Consider the following 19,952-nt stretch of genomic DNA (forward strand, 5'->3'; position numbering starts at 1 on the left):
GTTTTATTTCAAATCCGCGTCATCAAAGCTAAAGCCCGTATCCGGCATGATGTAAAAACCGGTCAGCGCTTTGTTGTGGGCTGAGACCAGTTTTTCCACCACCAGCGGCACCCACGGCGACTCTTTCCAGATAATGTCCTGCGCCTCTTTGTACAGGCGTGCTTTCTCTTCCGGTTTGGTGGTTTTTAGGGCATCGGCCAGATCTTTATCCACCTGCGGATTACTGTAGAACGCGGTATTGAACAGCGTTGGCGGCCAGTTCTGGGAAGCAAACAGCGGCGACAGGGACCAGTCCGCTTCTCCGGTTGAAGCCGTCCAGCCGGTGTAGAACATCCGCACTCCGCTCTCTTTCTGTCCTTTGCCTTCCACTTCCGCCGCTCGCTGTCCGGCATCCATCGCCGTAACCCTGGCTTTAATGCCCACCTGCGCCAGCTGCTGCTGGGTAAATTGCAGCACCTTCTGCGCGGTACTGTGGTTATGCGACGACCACAGCGTAGTGCTAAAGCCGTTCGGATAGCCCGCCTCTTTCAGCAGTTCCCGCGCTTTCGCCGGATCGTAAGGCCACGGCTGATAGCTTTGCGCGTACTCAATGGTTGGCGGCATCACGCCCGTCGCCGGGGTGGCATAGCCGGCAAAGGCCACCTTCACCAGCGCCTGGCGGTTAATGGCGTAGTTGATGGCTTCACGCACCTTCGGGTTATCAAACGGTTTCTGCGTGACGTTCATGCTGATGTAGCGCTGCATAATCGACGGGCTGGCCACCAGTTCCAGCTTGCTGTTTTTCGCCAGCAGCGCCGCCTGTTCGTACGGGATCGGGAAGGCAAACTGCGCTTCGCCGGTTTGCAGCATTGCGGCGCGGGTGTTGTTGTCCACTACCGGCCGCCAGGTGATGGTATCCAGTTTCGGCAGCCCCTGCTGCCAGTATCCGGCGAATTTTTTCACCTTCACAAAATCGGTCTGGTTCCAGGTGAGCAGTTCGTACGGTCCGGTCCCCACCGGGTGGAAGCCAATCTCTTTGCCGTATTTTTTCAGGGCGGCGGGCGAAATCATCGCCGTCGCGGGATGCGCCAGGATATTGATAAACGCCGAGAACGGCTCTTTGAGGGTGATCTTCACCGTCGCCGGATCAACCACCTCGGTTTGGGCGATATTTTTATACAGGTTGTAGCGTTTAAGACCGTTTTCCGGATTGCTGGCACGATCCAGGTTGACCTTAACCGCCTCGGCGTTGAAGTCGGTGCCATCCTGGAACTTCACGCCGGTACGGAGCTTAACGGTATAGACCAGCCCGTCGTCCGACACGGTATAGCCTTCCGCCAGCACGTTTTTCAGCTTCATTTCGCGGTCCAGGCCGAACAGCCCCTGGTAGAAGGATTTTGCCACCGCCTGAGAAAGAGTGTCGTTGGCATCATACGGATCCAGGGTCGTGAAGTTAGACCCCACAGCCACCACCACATCTTTCGCCGCGAACGCGGGGGCGGCGGCCAGCGCAGCCGCCACGCTCGCGGCCAGCAGCCATTTACGAGCAACAAAAGGAACCATTGTGTTCTCCTGCCTGTTGTAAGTTATAACCGCGAGAATGCATTGCCCTGACGCGGTGGTGCGACAAAATGACCGGGTCCCACCTCACGCAGCGCCACGCGCTCCAGGGTTTCGCCCCGTTTACGAATATTGCTCGGCATTTCGTCCTGCAACAGCACGCGCTGGGCGTGACGATGCTCAGGATCGGCAACCGGTACGGCAGCCATCAGCTTGCGGGTGTACGGGTGCTGCGGGTTTTCAAACACCGCCCGACGGGGGCCGATTTCAACAATTTGCCCCATGTACATCACCGCCACGCGATGGCTGATCCGCTCCACCACCGCCATATCGTGGGAGATAAACAGAAACGCAATGCCCAAATCCCGCTGTAAATCGAGCAGGAGATTGATGATTTGCGCGCGGATAGAGACATCCAGCGCTGACACGGACTCATCCGCAATCACCACTTTCGGATTGAGGGCCAATGCCCTCGCAATGCAGATACGCTGACGCTGACCGCCAGAAAATTCGTGCGGATAACGCCAGGCATGCTCCGGCTTCAGGCCCACGCGCTCCAGCAGCCATGCGACGCGGCGCTGCGCGGCTTCACCGTCGAGCAGGTTATGCACCCGCAGCGGCTCCATAATCGAGTACCCCACCGTATGGCGCGGATCGAGCGACGCATAAGGATCCTGGAATATAAACTGAATATCCCGGCGCACCGCCTGCAATTTACTGTTAGGGAGCGCGTCGATGCGCTCACCGTTGAAGGTGATGCTCCCCTCCTGCGACGCCACCAGCCTGAGCAGCGCCCGCCCGGTGGTGGATTTACCGCAGCCGGACTCCCCCACCAGCGCCAGCGTTTCGCCCGGCCAGAGATCAAAACTGACGTTTTCAACCGCATGCACTTCGCGCTTCACGCGATTGAGGATCCCGCTACGCAGCGGGAAACGGGTCACCAGGTCACGCACTTCGAGGATTGGCCTGCCGGGAACCACCGTATCCTGCTCGGTTTCGTCTTCCTGCTGGCCCTGTTCGGTCTGTGAGAACAGCGGAAAACGGCGCGGAAAATCACTGCCATTCATGGCCCCCAGACGCGGGACCGCCGCCAGCAGCGCTTTGGTATAAGGATGCACCGGCGCATGAAAGACCTGCTCCACCGTGCCGGTTTCCACGGCATTGCCCTGATGCATAACCAGCACCCGATCGGCAATATCCGCCACCACCCCCATATCGTGGGTGATGAAAATCACCCCCATCTCCATCTCCTGCTGCAATACCTTAATCAGTTGCAGGATCTGGGCCTGAATGGTGACATCCAGCGCCGTGGTGGGTTCGTCGGCAATGAGCACCGCCGGACGGCACGACAGCGCCATCGCAATCATCACCCGCTGGCGCATGCCGCCGGAAAGCTGATGCGGATAGCGGGACAAAATCGCGTGCGCCTCAGGGATACGCACCAGCTCCAGCATCCGTTTTGCTTCGTTGAGCGCCTCATCACCGCTCAGTCCCTGATGCAGGCGGATAGATTCGGCAATCTGCTCGCCCACCGGAAAAACCGGGTTCAGGGAGGTCATCGGCTCCTGAAAAATCATCGCAATATCTGCCCCGCGCACCCCCTGCATCTGGGACGCACTCAGCTCGTTGAGATCGATAACCTGACGGTTGCGACGGCGCAACAGCATCCGCTCGCTGGTGACCTGCCCGCCCGTCTGCTCAAGCAGACGCATCAGCGCCAGCGCGGTAACGGATTTACCGGAACCTGATTCGCCAACAATCGCCAGCGTCTCGCCGCGCCTGAGCGAAAACGATAAATTCTGTACTGCGGGGATGAACTGCCGCTCTTCCTGAAACGCAATATTCAGTTGGTGGACAGCCAGCACTTCGCAGTTGTCCAGCTCTTCACGGTGCGGCACGCAATGCCCCCTTATTCACGATAAATGCCTGTGCTGGGCGCATCGCCGGCATACCCCCACGCCCGGTACATCCCTTCACTGTTGAACGGCAGAGCCACGTTGCCCTCCCGATCCACCGCAATTAAGCCGCCAATCCCGCCCAGCGCCGGCAGTTTCTCCATCACTACCCGCTCGCAGGCCTCACTCAGGCTTAATCCGCCGTAATCCATTAGCGCGGTAATGTCGTAGGCCGCCAGCGCGCGGATAAACACTTCGCCGGTGCCGGTGCATGACACCGCCGCGGTGGCGTTATTGGCGTAACACCCGGCCCCCGGCAGCGGGCTGTCGCCGACGCGACCGGGAAGTTTGTTGGTCATACCGCCTGTCGACGTCGCGGCGGCGAGATTACCGGCTTTATCCAGCGCCACCGCGCCTACCGTGCCCATTTTGCTGCGTTCATCGAGCGGCGCGGCATGGTCCAGCTGCGTCATCCCCGCTGTACGGGCGTCCAGCAGTTGCCGGTAACGCTCCTCGGTGGAAAAAAGATCGGGCGAGACCGTGTCCATCCCGTGCTCAACGGCAAATTTTTCCGCCCCCGCCCCGGCCAGCAGCACATGCGGGCTTTGTTCCATCACCAAACGCGCGGCCAGCACCGGATTACGCAGACGGCTGACGCCCGCTACCGCGCCCGCCTTCAGGGTGACGCCGTCCATCACGCAGGCATCCAGCTCGTGCGTTTCATCGCGCGTAAAGACCGAGCCAATACCGGCATTAAACAGCGGGCACTCCTCCAGCAGACGTACTGCTTCGGTCACCACGTCCAGCGCGCTGTCGCCCGCTTCCAGCATCCGCTGGCCTGTTTCCACAATGGCGTTCAGCGCATCAATATAACGCTTCTCCTGCTCGGGACTGAGCTGTGCACGGGTGATTGCCCCGGCACCGCCATGAATTGCGATAACCGCTTTACTCATTTCGCATCACCCATTAGCCTGGCTGGCTGCTTTTTCTATAAATATCATTATCGTCGACGAATCTTCAGATGATTTTTGAATATAGAAAGACGCAACTGTGATGTAAAGCGTACACCCATCGGGTCATACAGTTAGCCGCACTTTTCTGCCATAATGAGCGCTTTCGTTGTTACTCCGCAGGAGCCCACCATGGATTTTACCGCCGGACTGATGCCGCTTGAGACGGCACTCTCGCAGATGCTTGACCGCATTACTCCACTGCACGACGTTGAGACACTGCCGCTTGTGCGCTGTTTTGGCCGTATTGCCGCGCGCGATATCGTCTCGCCGCTGAACGTGCCGGGGTTCGATAACGCGGCGATGGACGGCTATGCCGTACGTCTGGCGGATCTGCAAACGGGTCAGCCGCTGCCGGTGGCAGGTAAAGCGTTTGCCGGGCAGCCGTTTAACGGTGAGTGGCCAGCGGGCACCTGCGTGCGCATTATGACCGGGGCACCGGTGCCAAAGGGCTGTGAAGCCGTGGTGATGCAGGAAGAGACCGAACAAACGGACGACGGCGTGCGCTTTACCGCCAGCGTCAAAGCGGGACAGAATATCCGCCACATCGGGGAAGACATTACCCTGGGCGCAACGGTCTTTGCCGCCGGGCAAAAGCTGACGGTCGCCGAACTGCCGGTGCTGGCATCGCTTGGCATCGCGGAGATTGACGTGGTCCGCAAAGTGCGCGTGGCGGTGTTCTCCACGGGAGACGAGCTACAGCTTCCGGGTCAGCCGCTGAACGAGGGGCAGATTTACGACACCAACCGTCTGGCGGTGCACCTGATGCTTGAGCAGCTGGGCTGTGAGGTGATTAACCTCGGTATCATTCCTGACGATCCGCAAAAACTGCGCGCGGCGTTTATCGACGCTGACGCCTCTGCCGACGTGGTGATCAGCTCCGGCGGCGTATCGGTTGGCGAAGCGGATTACACCAAAAGCCTGCTTGAAGAGCTGGGCGAAATCGCCTTCTGGAAGCTAGCGATTAAACCGGGCAAACCGTTCGCGTTTGGCAAACTTCCGCACAGCTGGTTCTGTGGCCTGCCGGGTAACCCGGTCTCTGCCGCGCTGACCTTCTACCAGCTGGTGATCCCGCTGCTGGCGAAGCTTTCAGGCAACAATGCCAGCCCGCTGCCGGAGCGTGTGCGCGTGCGGGCGGCAACGCGCCTCAAAAAATCACCGGGCCGTCTCGATTTCCAGCGCGGCATTCTGGCGCGCAACGCCGACGGCGAGCTGGAGGTGAGCACCACCGGGCATCAGGGTTCGCACATCTTTAGCTCCTTCAGTCAGGGTAACTGCTTTATCGTGCTGGAGCGCGATCGCGGCCACGTTGAGGCGGGCGAATGGGTTGAAGTGGAACGCTTTAACCACCTGTTCGGAGGCTGACATGACGGTGGAACTGAGCGACCCGGAGATGATGCGCTATAACCGCCAGATCGTGCTACGCGGGTTTGATTTCGAGGGCCAGGAAGCGCTCAAGGCGGCCAGCGTGCTGGTTGTGGGCCTGGGCGGTCTGGGCTGCGCAGCGGCGCAATACCTGGCTGCGGCGGGTGTCGGCAGCATGACGCTGCTGGATTTCGACACCGTGTCGGTGTCCAACCTGCAACGCCAGACGCTGCACAGCGACGCGACGGTCGGTCAGCCTAAAGTGGAATCAGCACGCACGGCGCTGGCGCGCATTAACCCCAACGTTCAGTTCACCCTGATTGACGCGATGCTGGATGACGACGCGCTGTTTGCGCAGATTGCACGGCATGACCTGGTGCTGGACTGCACCGATAACGTCGCCATTCGCAACCAGCTCAATGCGGGCTGCTTTGCCCGTAAAACGCCGCTGATTTCCGGCGCGGCCATCCGCATGGAGGGGCAAATCAGCGTCTTCACCTACGCTGAAGGAGAGCCCTGCTACCGCTGCCTGAGCCGTCTGTTTGGCGAGAATGCGCTGACCTGCGTCGAGGCGGGCGTGATGGCGCCACTGGTTGGCGTTATCGGTTCCTTGCAGGCGATGGAGGCGATCAAAGTGCTGGCGCACTACGGCACGCCCGCAGCGGGTAAAATCGTGATGTATGACGCGATGACCTGCCAGTTCCGCGAGATGAAGCTGATGCGTAATCCCGGGTGTGAGGTGTGTAGCCAGTAAAAAAGTCGGGTGGCGGCTTCGCCTTACCCGACCTACAACGGCCCGAGCGTAGGCCGGGTAAGCGTCAGCGCCACCCGGCAACAGCGTCAAATAGACGTCCGCCCAAACGCCCCCTGCCAGTCCTGCTCAAACTTCACAATTGCCGCATCCACGGCCGGAGAGGTAATAAACTGCTGCGCCACGTCCAGCGGCAGCGTGATGGACTCGCACCCTGCCAGCAGGCAGTCCAGCGCCTGGCGCGGGGTTTTAAAGCTCGCCGCCAGCACTTTTGACTGCGGGGCATGCAGGGTCAGCAGCTGTTGCAGTTCAACCACCGTCTGGATCCCGTCCCCGCCCTGCGCGTCCACGCGGTTCACATAAGGAGCCACATACTCAGCCCCCGCCAGTGCGGAGAGCATCCCCTGTGCTGCGCCGTACACCGCCGTACCCAGCGTCGGGATCCCTTCTGCTTTCAGCATTTTGAGCGCCGCCAGCCCTTCAGCGGTCACGGGCACTTTCACCACCAGGTCATTGATTATCGCGCGCAGTTTACGTGCGTCTTCCACCATTCCCTCGGCGGTCTTCGCCATCACCTGAGCGAACAGCCGGCCCTTGCCGCCCAGCGCGTCGTGCAGCGCGGGCAGCAGCTCTTCCAGAGGCGTTTTACCCGCCGCCACAATGCTTGGGTTAGTGGTCACGCCCGCCAGCGGGAAGATACGCGCCAGCTTTTTGACTGCCGCAACGTCAGATGTGTCGAGATAAAGTTCCATGATGTCACCCTCAAAATTAGCCTGCACTTACCCTATCACAGCAAAACCTGCTCAGGAATTGACCCATATCAAGATAACTTTCATTCGAAAGTAATTTAATCTTCATATGTAATTTGAGGGCAAGAAAATGATCTTCAATATACAGCGTTACTCCACCCACGACGGTCCCGGTATTCGAACCGTGGTATTCCTGAAAGGCTGCTCGCTGGGCTGTCGCTGGTGTCAGAACCCGGAAAGCCGCTCCCGCACGCGGGACGTCCTGTTTGATGCCCGCCTGTGCATGGACGGCTGTGACCTGTGTCAGCAGGCCGCGCCGGGGTGTGTTGAACGCGCGCTGAACGGGCTGGTCATTCATCGTGAGACGCTTAACGACGAGACGCTCACTGCCCTTACCGACTGTTGCCCGACCCAGGCGCTTACCGTCTGCGGTGAAGAGAAGCAGGTGGAGGAGATTATGGCCACCGTGCTGCGCGACAAGCCCTTCTACGACCGCAGCGGCGGCGGGATCACCCTCTCCGGCGGCGAGCCGTTCATGAACCCGGCGCTGGCACACGCCCTGTTTAAAGCCAGCCATGAACAAGGTATTCATACCGCCGTTGAAACCTGCCTTCACGTACCCTGGCATTATATCGAGCCGTCACTGCCGTATGTCGATCTGTTCCTGGCAGATCTGAAACATGTGGACAGTGACGTATTCAAACAGTGGACCGATGGCTCAGCCAGACGGATCCTGGACAACCTGAAGCGCCTCGCCGCTGCCGGGAAAAAAATCACCATCCGCGTGCCGCTGATCCAGGGCTTCAACGCCGATGAAGCGTCGGTTACCGCCATTACCAATTTCGCCGCCGATGAACTCGGCGTTCACGATATTCATTTTCTGCCGTATCACACGCTGGGCATGAACAAATACACCCTGCTCGGCCAACCCTACTCTGCCCCTGACAAACCGCTGGATAACCCTGCCCTGCTGGACTTCGCGCAGCAGTATGCCTGCCAGAAAGGGTTAACCGCGACCTTACGAGGATAAACTTATGACCACCCTGAATCTCAACACCCTCAGCGAGCGCATCAAGGCGCACAAAACGGCGCTGGTGCATATCGTTAAGCCGCCGGTCTGTACCGAGCGCGCGCAGCACTATACCGAAATGTATCAGCAGCATCTGGACAAGCCGATCCCGGTACGTCGCGCGCTGGCCCTCGCCCACCACCTGGCAAAACGTACCATCTGGATCAAGCACGACGAGCTGATTATCGGCAACCAGGCAAGCGAAGTGCGTGCCGCGCCGATCTTCCCGGAATATACCGTCTCCTGGATTGAGAAAGAGATTGACGATCTGGCGGACCGTCCGGGCGCGGGCTTTGCGGTCAGCGAAGAGAACAAGCGCGTCCTGCATGCGATCTGCCCGTGGTGGCGCGGCCAGACGGTGCAGGATCGCTGCTACGGTATGTTTACCGACGAGCAGAAAGGCCTGCTGGAAACCGGCATCATCAAAGCGGAAGGCAATATGACCTCCGGTGACGCACACCTGGCGGTTAACTTCCCGCTGGTGCTGGAGAAAGGTCTCGACGGCCTGCGCGCGAAAGTGGCCGAGCGCCGGTCGCGCATCAACCTGACGGTGCTGGACGATCTGCACGGCGATCAGTTCCTGAAAGCCATTGATATCGTGCTGGAAGCCGTAAGCCTGCACATCAAACGCTTTGCCGACCTGGCGCGTGAAATGGCCGCGACAGAAACCCGCGACAGCCGCCGCGACGAGCTGCTGGCCATGGCGGAAAACTGCGACATCATCGCCCACCAACCGCCAAAAACCTTCTGGCAGGCGCTACAGCTGTGCTACTTCATTCAGCTGATCCTGCAAATTGAGTCCAACGGTCACTCCGTCTCCTTTGCCCGTATGGACCAGTACCTTTACCCGTACTATCGCCGCGATGTGGAGCTGGACCAGAGTCTGGATCGCGAGCACGCCATTGAGCTGCTGCACAGCTGCTGGCTGAAGCTGCTGGAAGTGAACAAAATCCGCTCCGGCTCGCACTCCAAAGCCTCTGCGGGCAGCCCGCTGTATCAGAACGTCACCATCGGCGGCCAGAAGCTGGTCAACGGTGAACCGATGGACGCGGTCAACCCGCTCTCTTACGCCATTCTCGAATCCTGCGGTCGCCTGCGCTCCACCCAGCCAAACCTGAGCGTGCGCTACCACGCGGGCATGAGCAACGACTTCCTCGACGCCTGCGTGCAGGTGATCCGCTGCGGCTTCGGGATGCCGGCGTTTAACAACGATGAAATCGTCATCCCGGAATTTATCAAGCTCGGCGTGGAACGAGAGGACGCGTATGACTATGCGGCGATTGGCTGCATCGAAACCGCCGTTGGCGGCAAGTGGGGCTATCGCTGCACCGGCATGAGCTTTATCAACTTCGCCCGCGTGATGCTGGCGGCGCTGGAAGGCGGTCGCGACGCCACCAGCGGCCAGGTGTTCCTGCCGCAGGAAAAAGCGCTTTCTGCCGGTAACTTCGGGAATTTTGATGAGGTCATGGCGGCGTGGGATAACCAGATCCGCTACTACACCCGCAAATCCATTGAGATCGAGTACGTGGTGGACACCATGCTGGAAGAGAACGTCCACGATATTCTCTGCTCGGCGCTGGTGGACGACTGTATCGAACGCGCGAAAAGCATTAAGCAGGGCGGCGCGAAGTATGACTGGGTTTCCGGCCTACAGGTGGGGATCGCCAACCTCGGCAACAGCCTGGCAGCGGTGAAGAAGCTGGTGTTTGACCAGGGCGTTATCGGTCAGCAACAGCTGGCGGCGGCGCTGGCGGATGACTTCGAGGGGCTGACCCACGAGCAGCTGCGCCAGCGCCTGATCAACGGCGCGCCGAAGTACGGCAACGACGACGACAGCGTGGACCTGCTGCTGACCCGTGCCTACGAAACCTACATTGAAGAGCTGAAGCAGTACCATAACCCACGCTACGGCCGCGGCCCGATTGGGGGTAACTACTATGCGGGCACGTCGTCTATCTCCGCAAACGTGCCGTTTGGCGCAGCAACCATGGCAACGCCGGACGGCCGTAAAGCCCACACCCCGCTGGCGGAAGGGGCAAGCCCGGCCTCCGGTACCGACCACCTCGGCCCGACGGCGGTGATTGGCTCCGTGGGTAAACTGCCGACGGAAGCGATTCTCGGCGGAGTGCTGCTAAACCAGAAGCTGAACCCGTCGACGCTGGAAAACGACAGCGATCGCCAGAAGCTGATGGTGCTGCTGCGCACCTTCTTCGAGGTGCATAAAGGCTGGCACATTCAGTACAACATCGTCTCCCGCGAAACGCTGCTGGAAGCGAAGAAACACCCGGATCAGTATCGTGACCTGGTGGTGCGCGTGGCGGGCTACTCGGCGTTCTTCACTGCCCTGTCGCCAGATGCGCAGGACGATATTATTGCCCGTACTGAGCATACGCTGTAACGGTTTATCCCCTCTCCCTTGAGGGAGAGGGTTAGGGTGAGGGGGAAATGCGCACGCTGATGCCCTCACCCCGGCCCTCTCCCACGGGGAGAGGGAGAAAACACTAAAAACGGCAACTTTGGTTGCCGTTTTGCTTTGACTTTCGAATGAAATTAAATTTGTGCTCCCCGTCACCTTGTTATTAGAATGTTTCAAACGCAGTGACCCAGGAGCACAGTATGACCGTAAAAGTTATCGTCACCGATATGGACGGAACTTTCCTTGATGATGCCAAGCAGTACGATCGTGACCGCTTCCAGGCACAGTTTGAGCAGCTTAAAGCCCGCGACATTGAATTTGTTGTCGCCAGCGGCAACCAGTATTACCAGCTCATCTCCTTCTTCCCGGAGCTGAAAGATCAGATCTCCTTCGTCGCGGAAAACGGCGCGCTGGTCTTCGATCACGGCGAACAGATTTTCCACGGCGAACTGACGCGTCATGAGTCGCAGATCGTCATTGGCGAGTTGCTGAAAGACAAAGGGCTGAACTTTGTGGCCTGCGGGCTGGAGAGCGCGTACGTCAGCGATAAAGCACCAGAAGCGTTCGTGAAGCTGATGTCGAAACACTACCATCGCTTAAAACCCATCAGCGATTACCGCGAAATTGACGACGTGCTGTTTAAATTCTCCCTGAACCTGCCGGACAGCGATATCCCGAATCTGGTCGATAAACTGCATGTCTCCCTGGACGGCATCATGAAGCCGGTCACCAGCGGCTTCGGTTTTGTCGATTTGATTATCCCCGGCCTGCACAAGGCCAACGGCATCAGCCGCCTGCTTAAACGCTGGAAAGTCTCACCTCAGGCGTGCGTCGGCATTGGCGACAGCGGCAACGATGCGGAAATGCTGAAGCTGGTGAAATACTCCTTTGCGATGGGCAACGCGGCGGACAGCATTAAAGAGGTCAGCCGTTACACTACCGACGATAACAACCATCAGGGCGCGCTGAATGTGATTCAGGCCGTGCTCGACGCGCACTCCCCGTTCGACGCCTGATCCCCCTACCTGCCGGAGCCTCGCTCCGGCCCGCTCACTCTTTTCCCATCCTGTGGCACCCGTCAAGGTTTTAAACTTGCATTAACTTTTTTTTAACTTAAAGTATCACTTGTAGACACTTTTACTTTCGAATGAAAGATGCGAGGCAGTTATGACCTTTACCAGCGAAACGTTGCCAGCGGACCATAAAGCGGCAATCCGTCAGATGAAACGCGAGCTACGGGCCCAGATCGGCGATGTGCAGGCGGTGTTCGACAAGCTCAGCGACAGCATTGCCACCCGCGTGGCGGAAATCAACGCTCTCAAAAACAAAGGCGAAACCGTCTGGCCAGCGATCCCCTTTGCGGACGTGAAAAACGGCACGATCACCGCCGAACAGCGCGAAGCCGTTAAACGTCGCGGCTGCGCAGTGATCAAAGGCCACTTCCCGCGCGAGCAGGCGCTGGCATGGGATCAGTCGATGCTCGACTACCTCGATCTGAATAAGTTTGACGAGGTGTACAAAGGCCCCGGCGATAACTTCTTCGGCACCTTAACGGCCTCTCGTCCGGAGATTTATCCGATCTACTGGTCTCAGGCGCAAATGCAGGCGCGTCAGAGTGAAGAGATGGCGCAGGTACAGTCGTTCCTTAACCGCTTATGGACATTTGAGAGCAACGGCAAGCAGTGGTTCGACCCGGACGTGAGCGTGATTTACCCGGACCGCATCCGCCGTCGTCCACCGGGAACCACCTCGAAGGGACTTGGCGCACACACTGATTCTGGCGCGCTGGAGCGCTGGCTGCTGCCCGCTTATCAGCAGGTCTTTGCCCGCGTGTTTGACGGCAACGTTGAGAAATACGATCCGTGGAATGCCGCGCACCGTACCGAAGTGGAAGAGTACACCGTGGATAACACCACCAAATGCTCGGTGTTCCGCACCTTCCAGGGCTGGACGGCGCTGTCGGACATGATCCCCGGCCAGGGGCTGCTGCACGTGGTGCCGATCCCGGAGGCAATGGCTTACATTCTGCTGCGTCCGCTGCTGGACGACGTGCCGGAAGACGAGCTGTGCGGCGTGGCGCCGGGACGCGTACTGCCGATTTCCGAGAAGTGGCACCCGCTGCTGATCGAAGCGTTAACCAGCATTCCGGCGCTGGAAGCCGGTGATTCCGTGTGGTGGCACTGCGATGTGATCCACTCCGTCGCGCCGGTGGAAAATCAGCAGGGCTGGGGCAACGTGATGTACATTCCTGCCGCGCCAATGTGCGAGAAGAATCTCGCCTATGCGAAAAAGGTCAAGGAAGCGCTGGAAACCGGCGCGTCGCCGGGCGATTTCCCGCGCGAGGATTATGAGAAAAGCTGGCAGGATCGCTTTACCGTGAACGATCTCAACATCCACGGCAGGCGCGCGCTGGGCATGGCTTAACCGTCGTACAGCCCTTCCCGCTCCACGGCGGTGCGTCGCTTCCCCTGACGTATCCGCCGTACCGACTCCCGCACGGTCAGCGTGCCGTTTAGCAGCAACGTTCCTACCGGCGCGTCCGGGCGCATCAGCCGCTGCTGGAGCATATATACCGCTTCTGTTCCCAGCTCATCGCGCGGGACATGCACTGCCGTTAAGGGCACATCCTGAATCGCGGCCAGATTAAACCCGTCAATGCTCATCACCGAGACATCCTGCGGCACGCGCAGACCGTGTTTTTGCAGCGCGCTGATGGTCCCCGCCGCCATAAAATCGCCACCAACCAGGAACGCCGTCGGCAGGTCCTTCCCTTTCTGCTGGTGAAGCCACTCGCTCACCAGCTGCTCCGTCTCTCTGGCACTGAAGCTGGACACCATCAGCAGGTCGCGCCTGTCGCTGAACCTGAGGTTATGACCGTGCCAAGCGCCGCGGATCCCGGACAGGCGCAGCTCCATGGTGTAGCGACGCAGGCACAGCACGTTCATCACCTCCCGGTGCCCCATCTCGAACAGGTACTCTGCCGCCCGCTCGCCAATCGCGCGATGATCCGGCGCGACGGCGGGCAGGCGCATGTGGCGGTCCCGGCAGTTAATCAGCATGCAGGGTTTGCCCACGTCTACCGCCAGATCGTGGATATGCGGATCGTCGATACCGAGGAGGATCGCCGCCTGAGTGTCCGCTTCGTTCATGCGGGCCAGAAACAGCTGGGCATCGCTGTCGTTCTCCTCCAGCGCACAGTAGCGCAGACGCACCTCGTGCGAGGCCAGTCCTTTGCTCACGCTCTGGATGACGCGGTAGTAAAAGATGTCGGACCGCTCGTCAAACGCCCGCTGCGGGGCAAACACCACCAGGCTGTTAAGCAGCAGACGCCCCGCCGCCATGCCGTCCATTACCCCCAGCTCCCGCGCGCACGCCAGCACCTTTGCCCGTGCCTTTTCGCTGGTGTTTGCCTTCCCCGCCAGCACGCGAGAAACGGTGCTGATGGAGAGCTGCGTCCGGGCGGCGATTTCGGTGATTTTAAGCCTTTTGTCCATTTTGTGATCTGGCTCCGGATGTGAAATGAAAAAATTTTCACAACATGTTTATCAGATAATAACTTGCGAGAGGGCCATAATGCCGAAAATTAAACCTCGGTTATGAGAAAATTTGCACAAAATCCACTATTCCCTGCCCAATTTCTTTCTTAAGGTGAACCTGTCACACAACTTCCATACTAGTTGTATAGCAGCTTAGTACTCTAAAACAGATAACTTTCAAACGCCTGACGCTGTGTGACACCTGAACCTTTGTCCCCTTACCGTCCGTCTTGTGGAGAAGAAAATGAGTCAGGACATCAATAACACCGTTGCGACAAGCAAAACACGTCGCGTCATCAGGAACCTGCGCTGGTACATACTGGTGCTGTTTCTTCTCGGCGTGACCGTTAACTACATCACCCGTAATTCGTTAGGTATTCTCGCCCCTGAACTGAAAGAGAGCCTCGGGATCACCACCGAGCAGTACTCCTGGATCGTCGGCGCGTTCCAGATCGCCTACACCATTTTCCAGCCCCTGTGCGGCTGGCTGATTGACGTTATCGGCCTGAAAATCGGCTTTATGGTCTGCGCCGGGATCTGGGCGCTGATGTGTATCTTCCACGCGGGTGCCGGAAGCTGGCTGCACCTGGCGATTCTGCGCTTCTTTATGGGTGCGTCCGAAGCCGCCGCCACGCCAGCGAACGCCAAAACCATCGGTGAATGGTTCCCGAAATCAGAGCGCCCTGTTGCCGCAGGCTGGGCGGGGGTAGGCTTCTCCATTGGGGCCATGCTGGCCCCGCCTATCATCTACTTTGCCCACGCGTCGTTCGGCTGGCAGGGTGCGTTTATGTTTACCGGCGTGCTGGCGCTGCTGTGGGTGATCCTGTGGTGGGCGTTTTATCACAACCCGGAACAGCACCCGAACCTGAGCCGCGATGAACTGGCGTTTATCAAGCAGGATAACGAACCTGCGCCGGTCAAACTGCCCTTCCTGACCGCGCTGAAAACCGTCTCGAAGAACAAACGTTTCTACGGTATCGCCATCCCGGCCTTTATGGCGGAACCGGCCTGGGCCGTGCTGAGCTTCTGGGTGCCGCTGTACCTCGCCAAAGAGCACGGCATGGACCTGAAGCAGATCGCGATGTTCGCCTGGCTGCCGTTCCTGGCCGCCGACCTCGGCAGCGTGGCGAGCGGCTACCTGACACGGCTCTACACCCGCTGGTTTGGCTGCACCCGCGTCAACTCGGTGGTAGCCAGCTCCGTCACCGGCGCGTTTCTGATGATTTCTCTGGCCGTCGTGGCCGTGACCCGCGACCCGTATATCACCATCGTGCTGATCTCTATCGGCGGCTTCGGGCACCAGATCATCTCCTGCATGCTGAGCGCCCTGGTCGTGGAGTCGTTCGACAAAGGCCAGATGGCGACCGTCAACGGCATGCGCGGCTCGGCGGCGTGGATCGCCAGCTTCCTGTTCTCACTGTTAATCGGTGTGACCGCCGACAAAATCGGCTTTAACCCGCTTTTTATTGCCATGGGCTTCTTTGACCTGATTGGCGCTGTCTTCCTGGTAGCATTTATTGCTGAACGTCGCGCCAAGCGCGCCTGATAGTGGATGTATTGCATATGAAAACCCTGAAAAACTGGACCGTAGATAAGCAGTCAGCAAACCATCTGGAACTGCTGGTCGATAATCAGCACCGCCTGTGTCTGTATGTGCTGGAAGAGAATCTGTTCCGTGTGCTGATCAAACGTAAAGGCGAGCTGGCGCTGAACCGCACCTGGAGCATCGCGCCGGAACAAGATGTGCCGTGGGAAGGCCGCCGTCGTGACGATGTCAGCGGCTTCACCTGCCCTGCCTGGACGCTGACGCAGCAGGACTACACGTTAACCGTAGCGACTGAACAGCTGCGCGTCACCATCCACCAGCCGCTGTGGCTGGAGTGGCACTACCGCAATGAGGCGGGCGAGTGGCAGCCGCTGGTCAATGACCGCCCGACCAGCGCCTACCTGCTGAACGCCCACGGTGACGGCGTGGCGCACTATCTTAGCCGTCGTAAGGATGAACGTTTTTACGGTCTGGGTGAGAAAGCGGGTGATTTACAGCGCAACGGCAAACGCTATGAGATGCGTAACCTGGACGCGATGGGCTATAACGCGGCCAGCACCGATCCGCTTTACAAGCACATCCCGTTCACCCTCACCCGTCGCGATGACGTGAGCTACGGTCTGTTCTACGATAACCTGAGCAGCTGCTGGCTGGATCTGGGTAACGAGATCGACAACTATCACACTGCCTACCGCCGCTGGCAGGCGGAAGCGGGCGATATTGACTACTACCTCTTCACCGGCAAGCGCGTGCTGGACGTGACCAAAGCCTTCGTGCGCCTGACGGGGAAAACGCTGTTCGGACCGAAATGGAGCCTGGGCTACAGCGGCTCGACCATGCACTACACCGACGCGCCGGACGCGCAAAACCAGCTGATGAACTTCATCCGCCTGTGCGATGAGCATGCCATTCCGTGCGACTCGTTCCAGCTCTCCTCCGGCTATACCTCGATTAACGGCAAGCGCTACGTCTTTAACTGGAACTACGACAAAGTGCCGCAGCCGAAGGTGATGAGCCAGGCGTTCCACGACGCGGGGCTGCGGCTTGCGGCCAACATCAAGCCGTGTCTGTTGCAGGATCATCCCCGCTACAGCGAAGTGGCGGAACGCGGCCTGTTCATTCGTGATTCAGAAACCGATGCGCCTGAACGTTCCAGCTTCTGGGATGACGAAGGATCGCACCTTGACTTTACCAACCCGCAGACGGTGCAGTGGTGGCAGAACGGCGTGACCACGCAGCTGCTGGAGATGGGCATCGACTCCACCTGGAACGACAACAACGAGTATGAAGTGTGGGACGGGGAAGCGCGCTGCTATGGCTTCGGTCAGGAGATCGCCATCAAGCACATTCGCCCGGTGATGCCGCTGCTGATGATGCGCGCCTCGCTGGAAGCGCAGCAGCGCTTTGCGCCGGAGAAACGTCCGTATCTGATCTCCCGCTCCGGCTGTGCCGGGATGCAGCGCTACGTTCAGACCTGGAGCGGCGACAACCGCACCAACTGGGACACCCTGCGTTATAACATCCGCATGGGGCTGGGCATGAGCCTGTCCGGACTGTTCAACGTCGGTCACGACGTCGGCGGTTTCTCCGGCGACAAGCCGGATGCCGAGCTGTTCGTGCGCTGGGTACAGAACGGCGTGATGCACCCGCGCTTTACCATTCATTCGTGGAACGATGATCACACGGTGAACGAGCCGTGGATGTACCCGGGCGTCACGCCTGCGATTCGCAGCGCCATTGAACTGCGCTACCGCCTGCTGCCGTATCTCTACACCCTGCTCTGGCAGGCGCACGCCGACGACGAGCCGATGCTGCGCCCGACCTTCCTCGATCATGAGCACGATGCGCAGACGTTTGAAGAGTGCGACGACTTCCTGCTGGGCCGTGACCTGCTGGTGGCCAGCGTCGTCGAAGCCGGGCAGCGCGAGCGCCGCGTCTGGCTGCCGGATAACGAAACCGGCTGGTACGATTTTTACACTCACGCGTGGTATGCGGGCGGGCAATCGATCGTCCTTGATGCGCCGCTGGAAAAGCTGCCGCTGCTGGTACGCGCCGGGGCCGGTTTGCCGCTCAGCGAGCGCATCCGTCACGTGAGCGCCGATAAAGACGATACCCGTGAGCTGAAACTGTTCCCGGTGAAAGGCGTCGGCACCACCGCCGGGCTGCTGTTTGAGGATGACGGCGAAAGCTGGGGCTACCAGAACGGCAATGCGCTGTGGGTGGAATGGGAGATGGTGTGCGACGGCGCAAGTATCAACCTGAAAGTGAATGCGCGCGGCGACTATCGTCCGGCATGGAAGGCGCTGAAGGTGTCATTACCGGCGGGGGAAAAACGTACGTTGCGGGTGAACGGAGTTGAAGGGAGCGAGTGGGTGGTGTAGTGCGGCCTGTTGCCCTCACCCTAACCCTCTCCCACAGGGAGAGGGGATAGAACGTAGGCCGGGTAAGGCGAAGCCGCCACCCGGCTATTTTTTTAACTCTCGATACCTTTACTGCGCAGGTAATCTTCGTAGTTACCGGTGAAGTCCACCACGCGCTCTGGCGTAATTTCGATCACGCGGGTCGCCAGCGAGCTGACGAACTCCCGGTCGTGAGAGACGAAGATCAGGGTGCCCTGATACATCTCCAGCGCCATGTTTAGCGACTCAATAGATTCCATATCCAGGTGGTTGGTCGGTTCGTCCATCACCAGAATATTCGGTTTTTCCATCATCAGCTTGCCGAACAGCATACGGCCCTTTTCACCACCGGAGAGCACTTTGGCTGGCTTTTTGATGTCGTCCTGGCTGAACAGCAGACGCCCCAGAATGCTGCGTACCGCCTGCTCGTCGTCGCCTTCCTGCTTCCACTGGCTCATCCAGTCGAAGACGGTCAGATCGTTTTCAAACTCATATTCATGGTCCTGCGCGTAGTAACCAATCTGCGCGTTTTCAGACCATTTCACGGTACCGTTATCCGGTTGCAGTTCACCGACCAGGGTTTTCAGCATAGTGGATTTACCCACGCCGTTGGCGCCGAGGATGGCAATCTTCTCGCCCACTTCCAGCAGCAGGTTGAAGTTTTTGAACAGCGGGCCTTCATCGAAGCCTTTGGTGAGGGCTTCCACTTCCAGCGCGTTACGGAACAGCTTCTTGTCCTGCTCGAAGCGAATGAACGGGTTCTGACGGCTGGAGGCTTTAACCTCTTCCAGCTTGATTTTGTCGATCTGACGTGCACGCGACGTTGCCTGGCGCGATTTAGAGGCGTTGGCGCTGAAGCGGCTGACGAAGGATTGCAGGTCCGCAATCTGCGCTTTCTTCTTGGCGTTGTCGGCCAGCAGACGCTCGCGCGCCTGGGTTGCCGCCGTCATGTACTCATCGTAGTTGCCCGGATAAACGCGCAGCTCGCCGTAGTCCAGATCTGCCATGTGGGTACACACCATGTTCAGGAAGTGACGGTCGTGCGAGATGATGATCATGGTGCTGTCGCGATCGTTCAGCGTCTGCTCCAGCCAGCGGATGGTGTCGATGTCCAGGTTGTTCGTCGGTTCGTCGAGCAGCAGGATGTCCGGGTTAGAGAACAGCGCCTGTGCCAGCAGCACACGCAGCTTCCAGCCTGGCGCGACTTCGCTCATCGGGCCGTAATGCTGTTCAACCGGAATACCGACGCCCAGCAGCAGTTCGCCCGCACGCGCTTCCGCAGAGTAGCCGTCCATTTCGCCGTATTGCGTTTCCAGGTCGGCCACTTTGTAACCGTCTTCTTCGCTCATCTCAGCGAGACCGTAGATACGATCGCGCTCCTGCTTCACTTCCCACAGCTCCGCGTGCCCCATGATCACGGTGTCGAGCACGGTGAACTCTTCGAAGGCGAACTGATCCTGACGCAGCTTACCGATGCGCTCGTTAGGGTCGAGCGACACGTTACCGAGCGTTGGCTCCAGGTCACCGCCGAGGATCTTCATAAAGGTGGATTTTCCGCTACCGTTGGCACCAATCAGGCCGTAACGGTTGCCGCCGCCAAATTTGACGGAAATGTTTTCGAACAGCGGCTTACTGCCAAACTGCATAGTGACGTTGCTGGTAACTAACACGGAGAGA

14 protein-coding genes are annotated in these 19,952 nt (G+C 59.1%); 8 read left to right on the forward strand and 6 right to left on the reverse strand.

What is annotated here, in order from left to right; translation table 11 throughout:
• Positions 1-3 precede the first annotated feature (3 nt).
• From gsiB to iaaA, 3 genes are read right to left on the reverse strand one after another with little or no spacing between them, the layout of a single operon-like run.
• A complete protein-coding gene (gene gsiB, locus IM290_RS08875) occupies positions 4-1,542 on the reverse strand; it encodes a glutathione ABC transporter substrate-binding protein GsiB (protein ID WP_032671257.1) in 1,539 nt (512 codons plus the stop codon).
• A 23-nt stretch (positions 1,543-1,565) separates the two neighbouring features.
• A complete protein-coding gene (gene gsiA / locus IM290_RS08880; protein ID WP_193041664.1) occupies positions 1,566-3,437 on the reverse strand; it encodes a glutathione ABC transporter ATP-binding protein GsiA in 1,872 nt (623 codons plus the stop codon).
• 11 nt (positions 3,438-3,448) lie between these two features.
• Positions 3,449-4,387, reverse strand: a complete 939-nt coding sequence (gene iaaA / locus IM290_RS08885; protein WP_017384893.1) for a beta-aspartyl-peptidase — start codon at positions 4,385-4,387, stop codon at positions 3,449-3,451.
• A 189-nt stretch (positions 4,388-4,576) separates the two neighbouring features.
• On the opposite strand from iaaA, the gene moeA reads away from it, so the two are divergent.
• Both moeA and moeB read left to right on the forward strand, forming a co-directional pair.
• Positions 4,577-5,809 carry a molybdopterin molybdotransferase MoeA gene (moeA, locus tag IM290_RS08890; protein ID WP_033486341.1) on the forward strand — a complete coding sequence of 411 codons (1,233 nt, stop codon included), beginning with the start codon at positions 4,577-4,579 and terminating at the stop codon, positions 5,807-5,809.
• Position 5,810: 1 nt separating this feature from the next.
• Positions 5,811-6,563 carry a molybdopterin-synthase adenylyltransferase MoeB gene (gene moeB / locus IM290_RS08895; protein ID WP_023303354.1) on the forward strand — a complete coding sequence of 251 codons (753 nt, stop codon included), beginning with the start codon at positions 5,811-5,813 and terminating at the stop codon, positions 6,561-6,563.
• Between the two features lie 86 nt (positions 6,564-6,649).
• On the opposite strand, the gene fsa is transcribed toward moeB, so the two are convergent.
• The gene (gene fsa, locus IM290_RS08900; RefSeq protein ID WP_062938124.1) at positions 6,650-7,312 is read right to left on the reverse strand and encodes a fructose-6-phosphate aldolase; all 663 of its coding nucleotides are present in this window, start codon (positions 7,310-7,312) and stop codon (positions 6,650-6,652) included.
• Between the two features lie 127 nt (positions 7,313-7,439).
• Here fsa and IM290_RS08905 point away from each other — a divergent pair, with 127 nt between their 5' ends.
• The 4 genes from IM290_RS08905 to IM290_RS08920 all read left to right on the forward strand — a co-directional run bounded on the left by IM290_RS08905 (position 7,440) and on the right by IM290_RS08920 (position 13,218).
• Positions 7,440-8,339 carry a glycyl-radical enzyme activating protein gene (locus tag IM290_RS08905; protein WP_193041666.1) on the forward strand — a complete coding sequence of 300 codons (900 nt, stop codon included), beginning with the start codon at positions 7,440-7,442 and terminating at the stop codon, positions 8,337-8,339.
• Positions 8,340-8,343: 4 nt separating this feature from the next.
• On the forward strand, positions 8,344-10,776 hold the full coding sequence (locus IM290_RS08910) for a formate C-acetyltransferase/glycerol dehydratase family glycyl radical enzyme (RefSeq protein WP_015571035.1): 2,433 nt from the start codon (positions 8,344-8,346) through the stop codon (positions 10,774-10,776).
• A 218-nt stretch (positions 10,777-10,994) separates the two neighbouring features.
• Positions 10,995-11,810, forward strand: coding sequence for a Cof-type HAD-IIB family hydrolase (locus IM290_RS08915; RefSeq protein WP_017693749.1), 816 nt, complete (start codon positions 10,995-10,997; stop codon positions 11,808-11,810).
• A gap of 151 nt (positions 11,811-11,961) precedes the next feature.
• Positions 11,962-13,218: a DUF1479 domain-containing protein gene (locus IM290_RS08920; RefSeq protein WP_193041667.1), complete on the forward strand. Its 1,257-nt coding sequence runs from the start codon at positions 11,962-11,964 to the stop codon at positions 13,216-13,218.
• Here the strand turns inward: IM290_RS08920 and IM290_RS08925 are convergent.
• Entirely contained in the window at positions 13,215-14,288 is a 1,074-nt protein-coding gene (locus IM290_RS08925) for a LacI family DNA-binding transcriptional regulator (RefSeq protein ID WP_193041668.1), read from the reverse strand. The genes IM290_RS08920 and IM290_RS08925 overlap by 4 nt on opposite strands.
• Positions 14,289-14,574: 286 nt before the next feature.
• Here IM290_RS08925 and IM290_RS08930 point away from each other — a divergent pair, with 286 nt between their 5' ends.
• Complete coding sequence (locus IM290_RS08930) at positions 14,575-15,876, forward strand: MFS transporter (RefSeq protein ID WP_193041670.1); 1,302 nt, start codon at positions 14,575-14,577, stop codon at positions 15,874-15,876.
• 17 nt (positions 15,877-15,893) lie between these two features.
• Entirely contained in the window at positions 15,894-18,257 is a 2,364-nt protein-coding gene (locus IM290_RS08935; RefSeq protein WP_193041672.1) for a TIM-barrel domain-containing protein, read from the forward strand.
• Positions 18,258-18,349: 92 nt separating this feature from the next.
• On the opposite strand, the gene IM290_RS08940 is transcribed toward IM290_RS08935, so the two are convergent.
• Positions 18,350-19,945: an ABC-F family ATPase gene (locus IM290_RS08940; protein ID WP_003858434.1), complete on the reverse strand. Its 1,596-nt coding sequence runs from the start codon at positions 19,943-19,945 to the stop codon at positions 18,350-18,352.
• Positions 19,946-19,952: the final 7 nt, after the last annotated feature.

Origin of the sequence: Enterobacter cloacae complex sp. S1, from assembly GCF_014930525.1 — a bacterium.
GTDB classification, from domain to species: domain Bacteria; phylum Pseudomonadota; class Gammaproteobacteria; order Enterobacterales; family Enterobacteriaceae; genus Enterobacter; species Enterobacter hormaechei_C.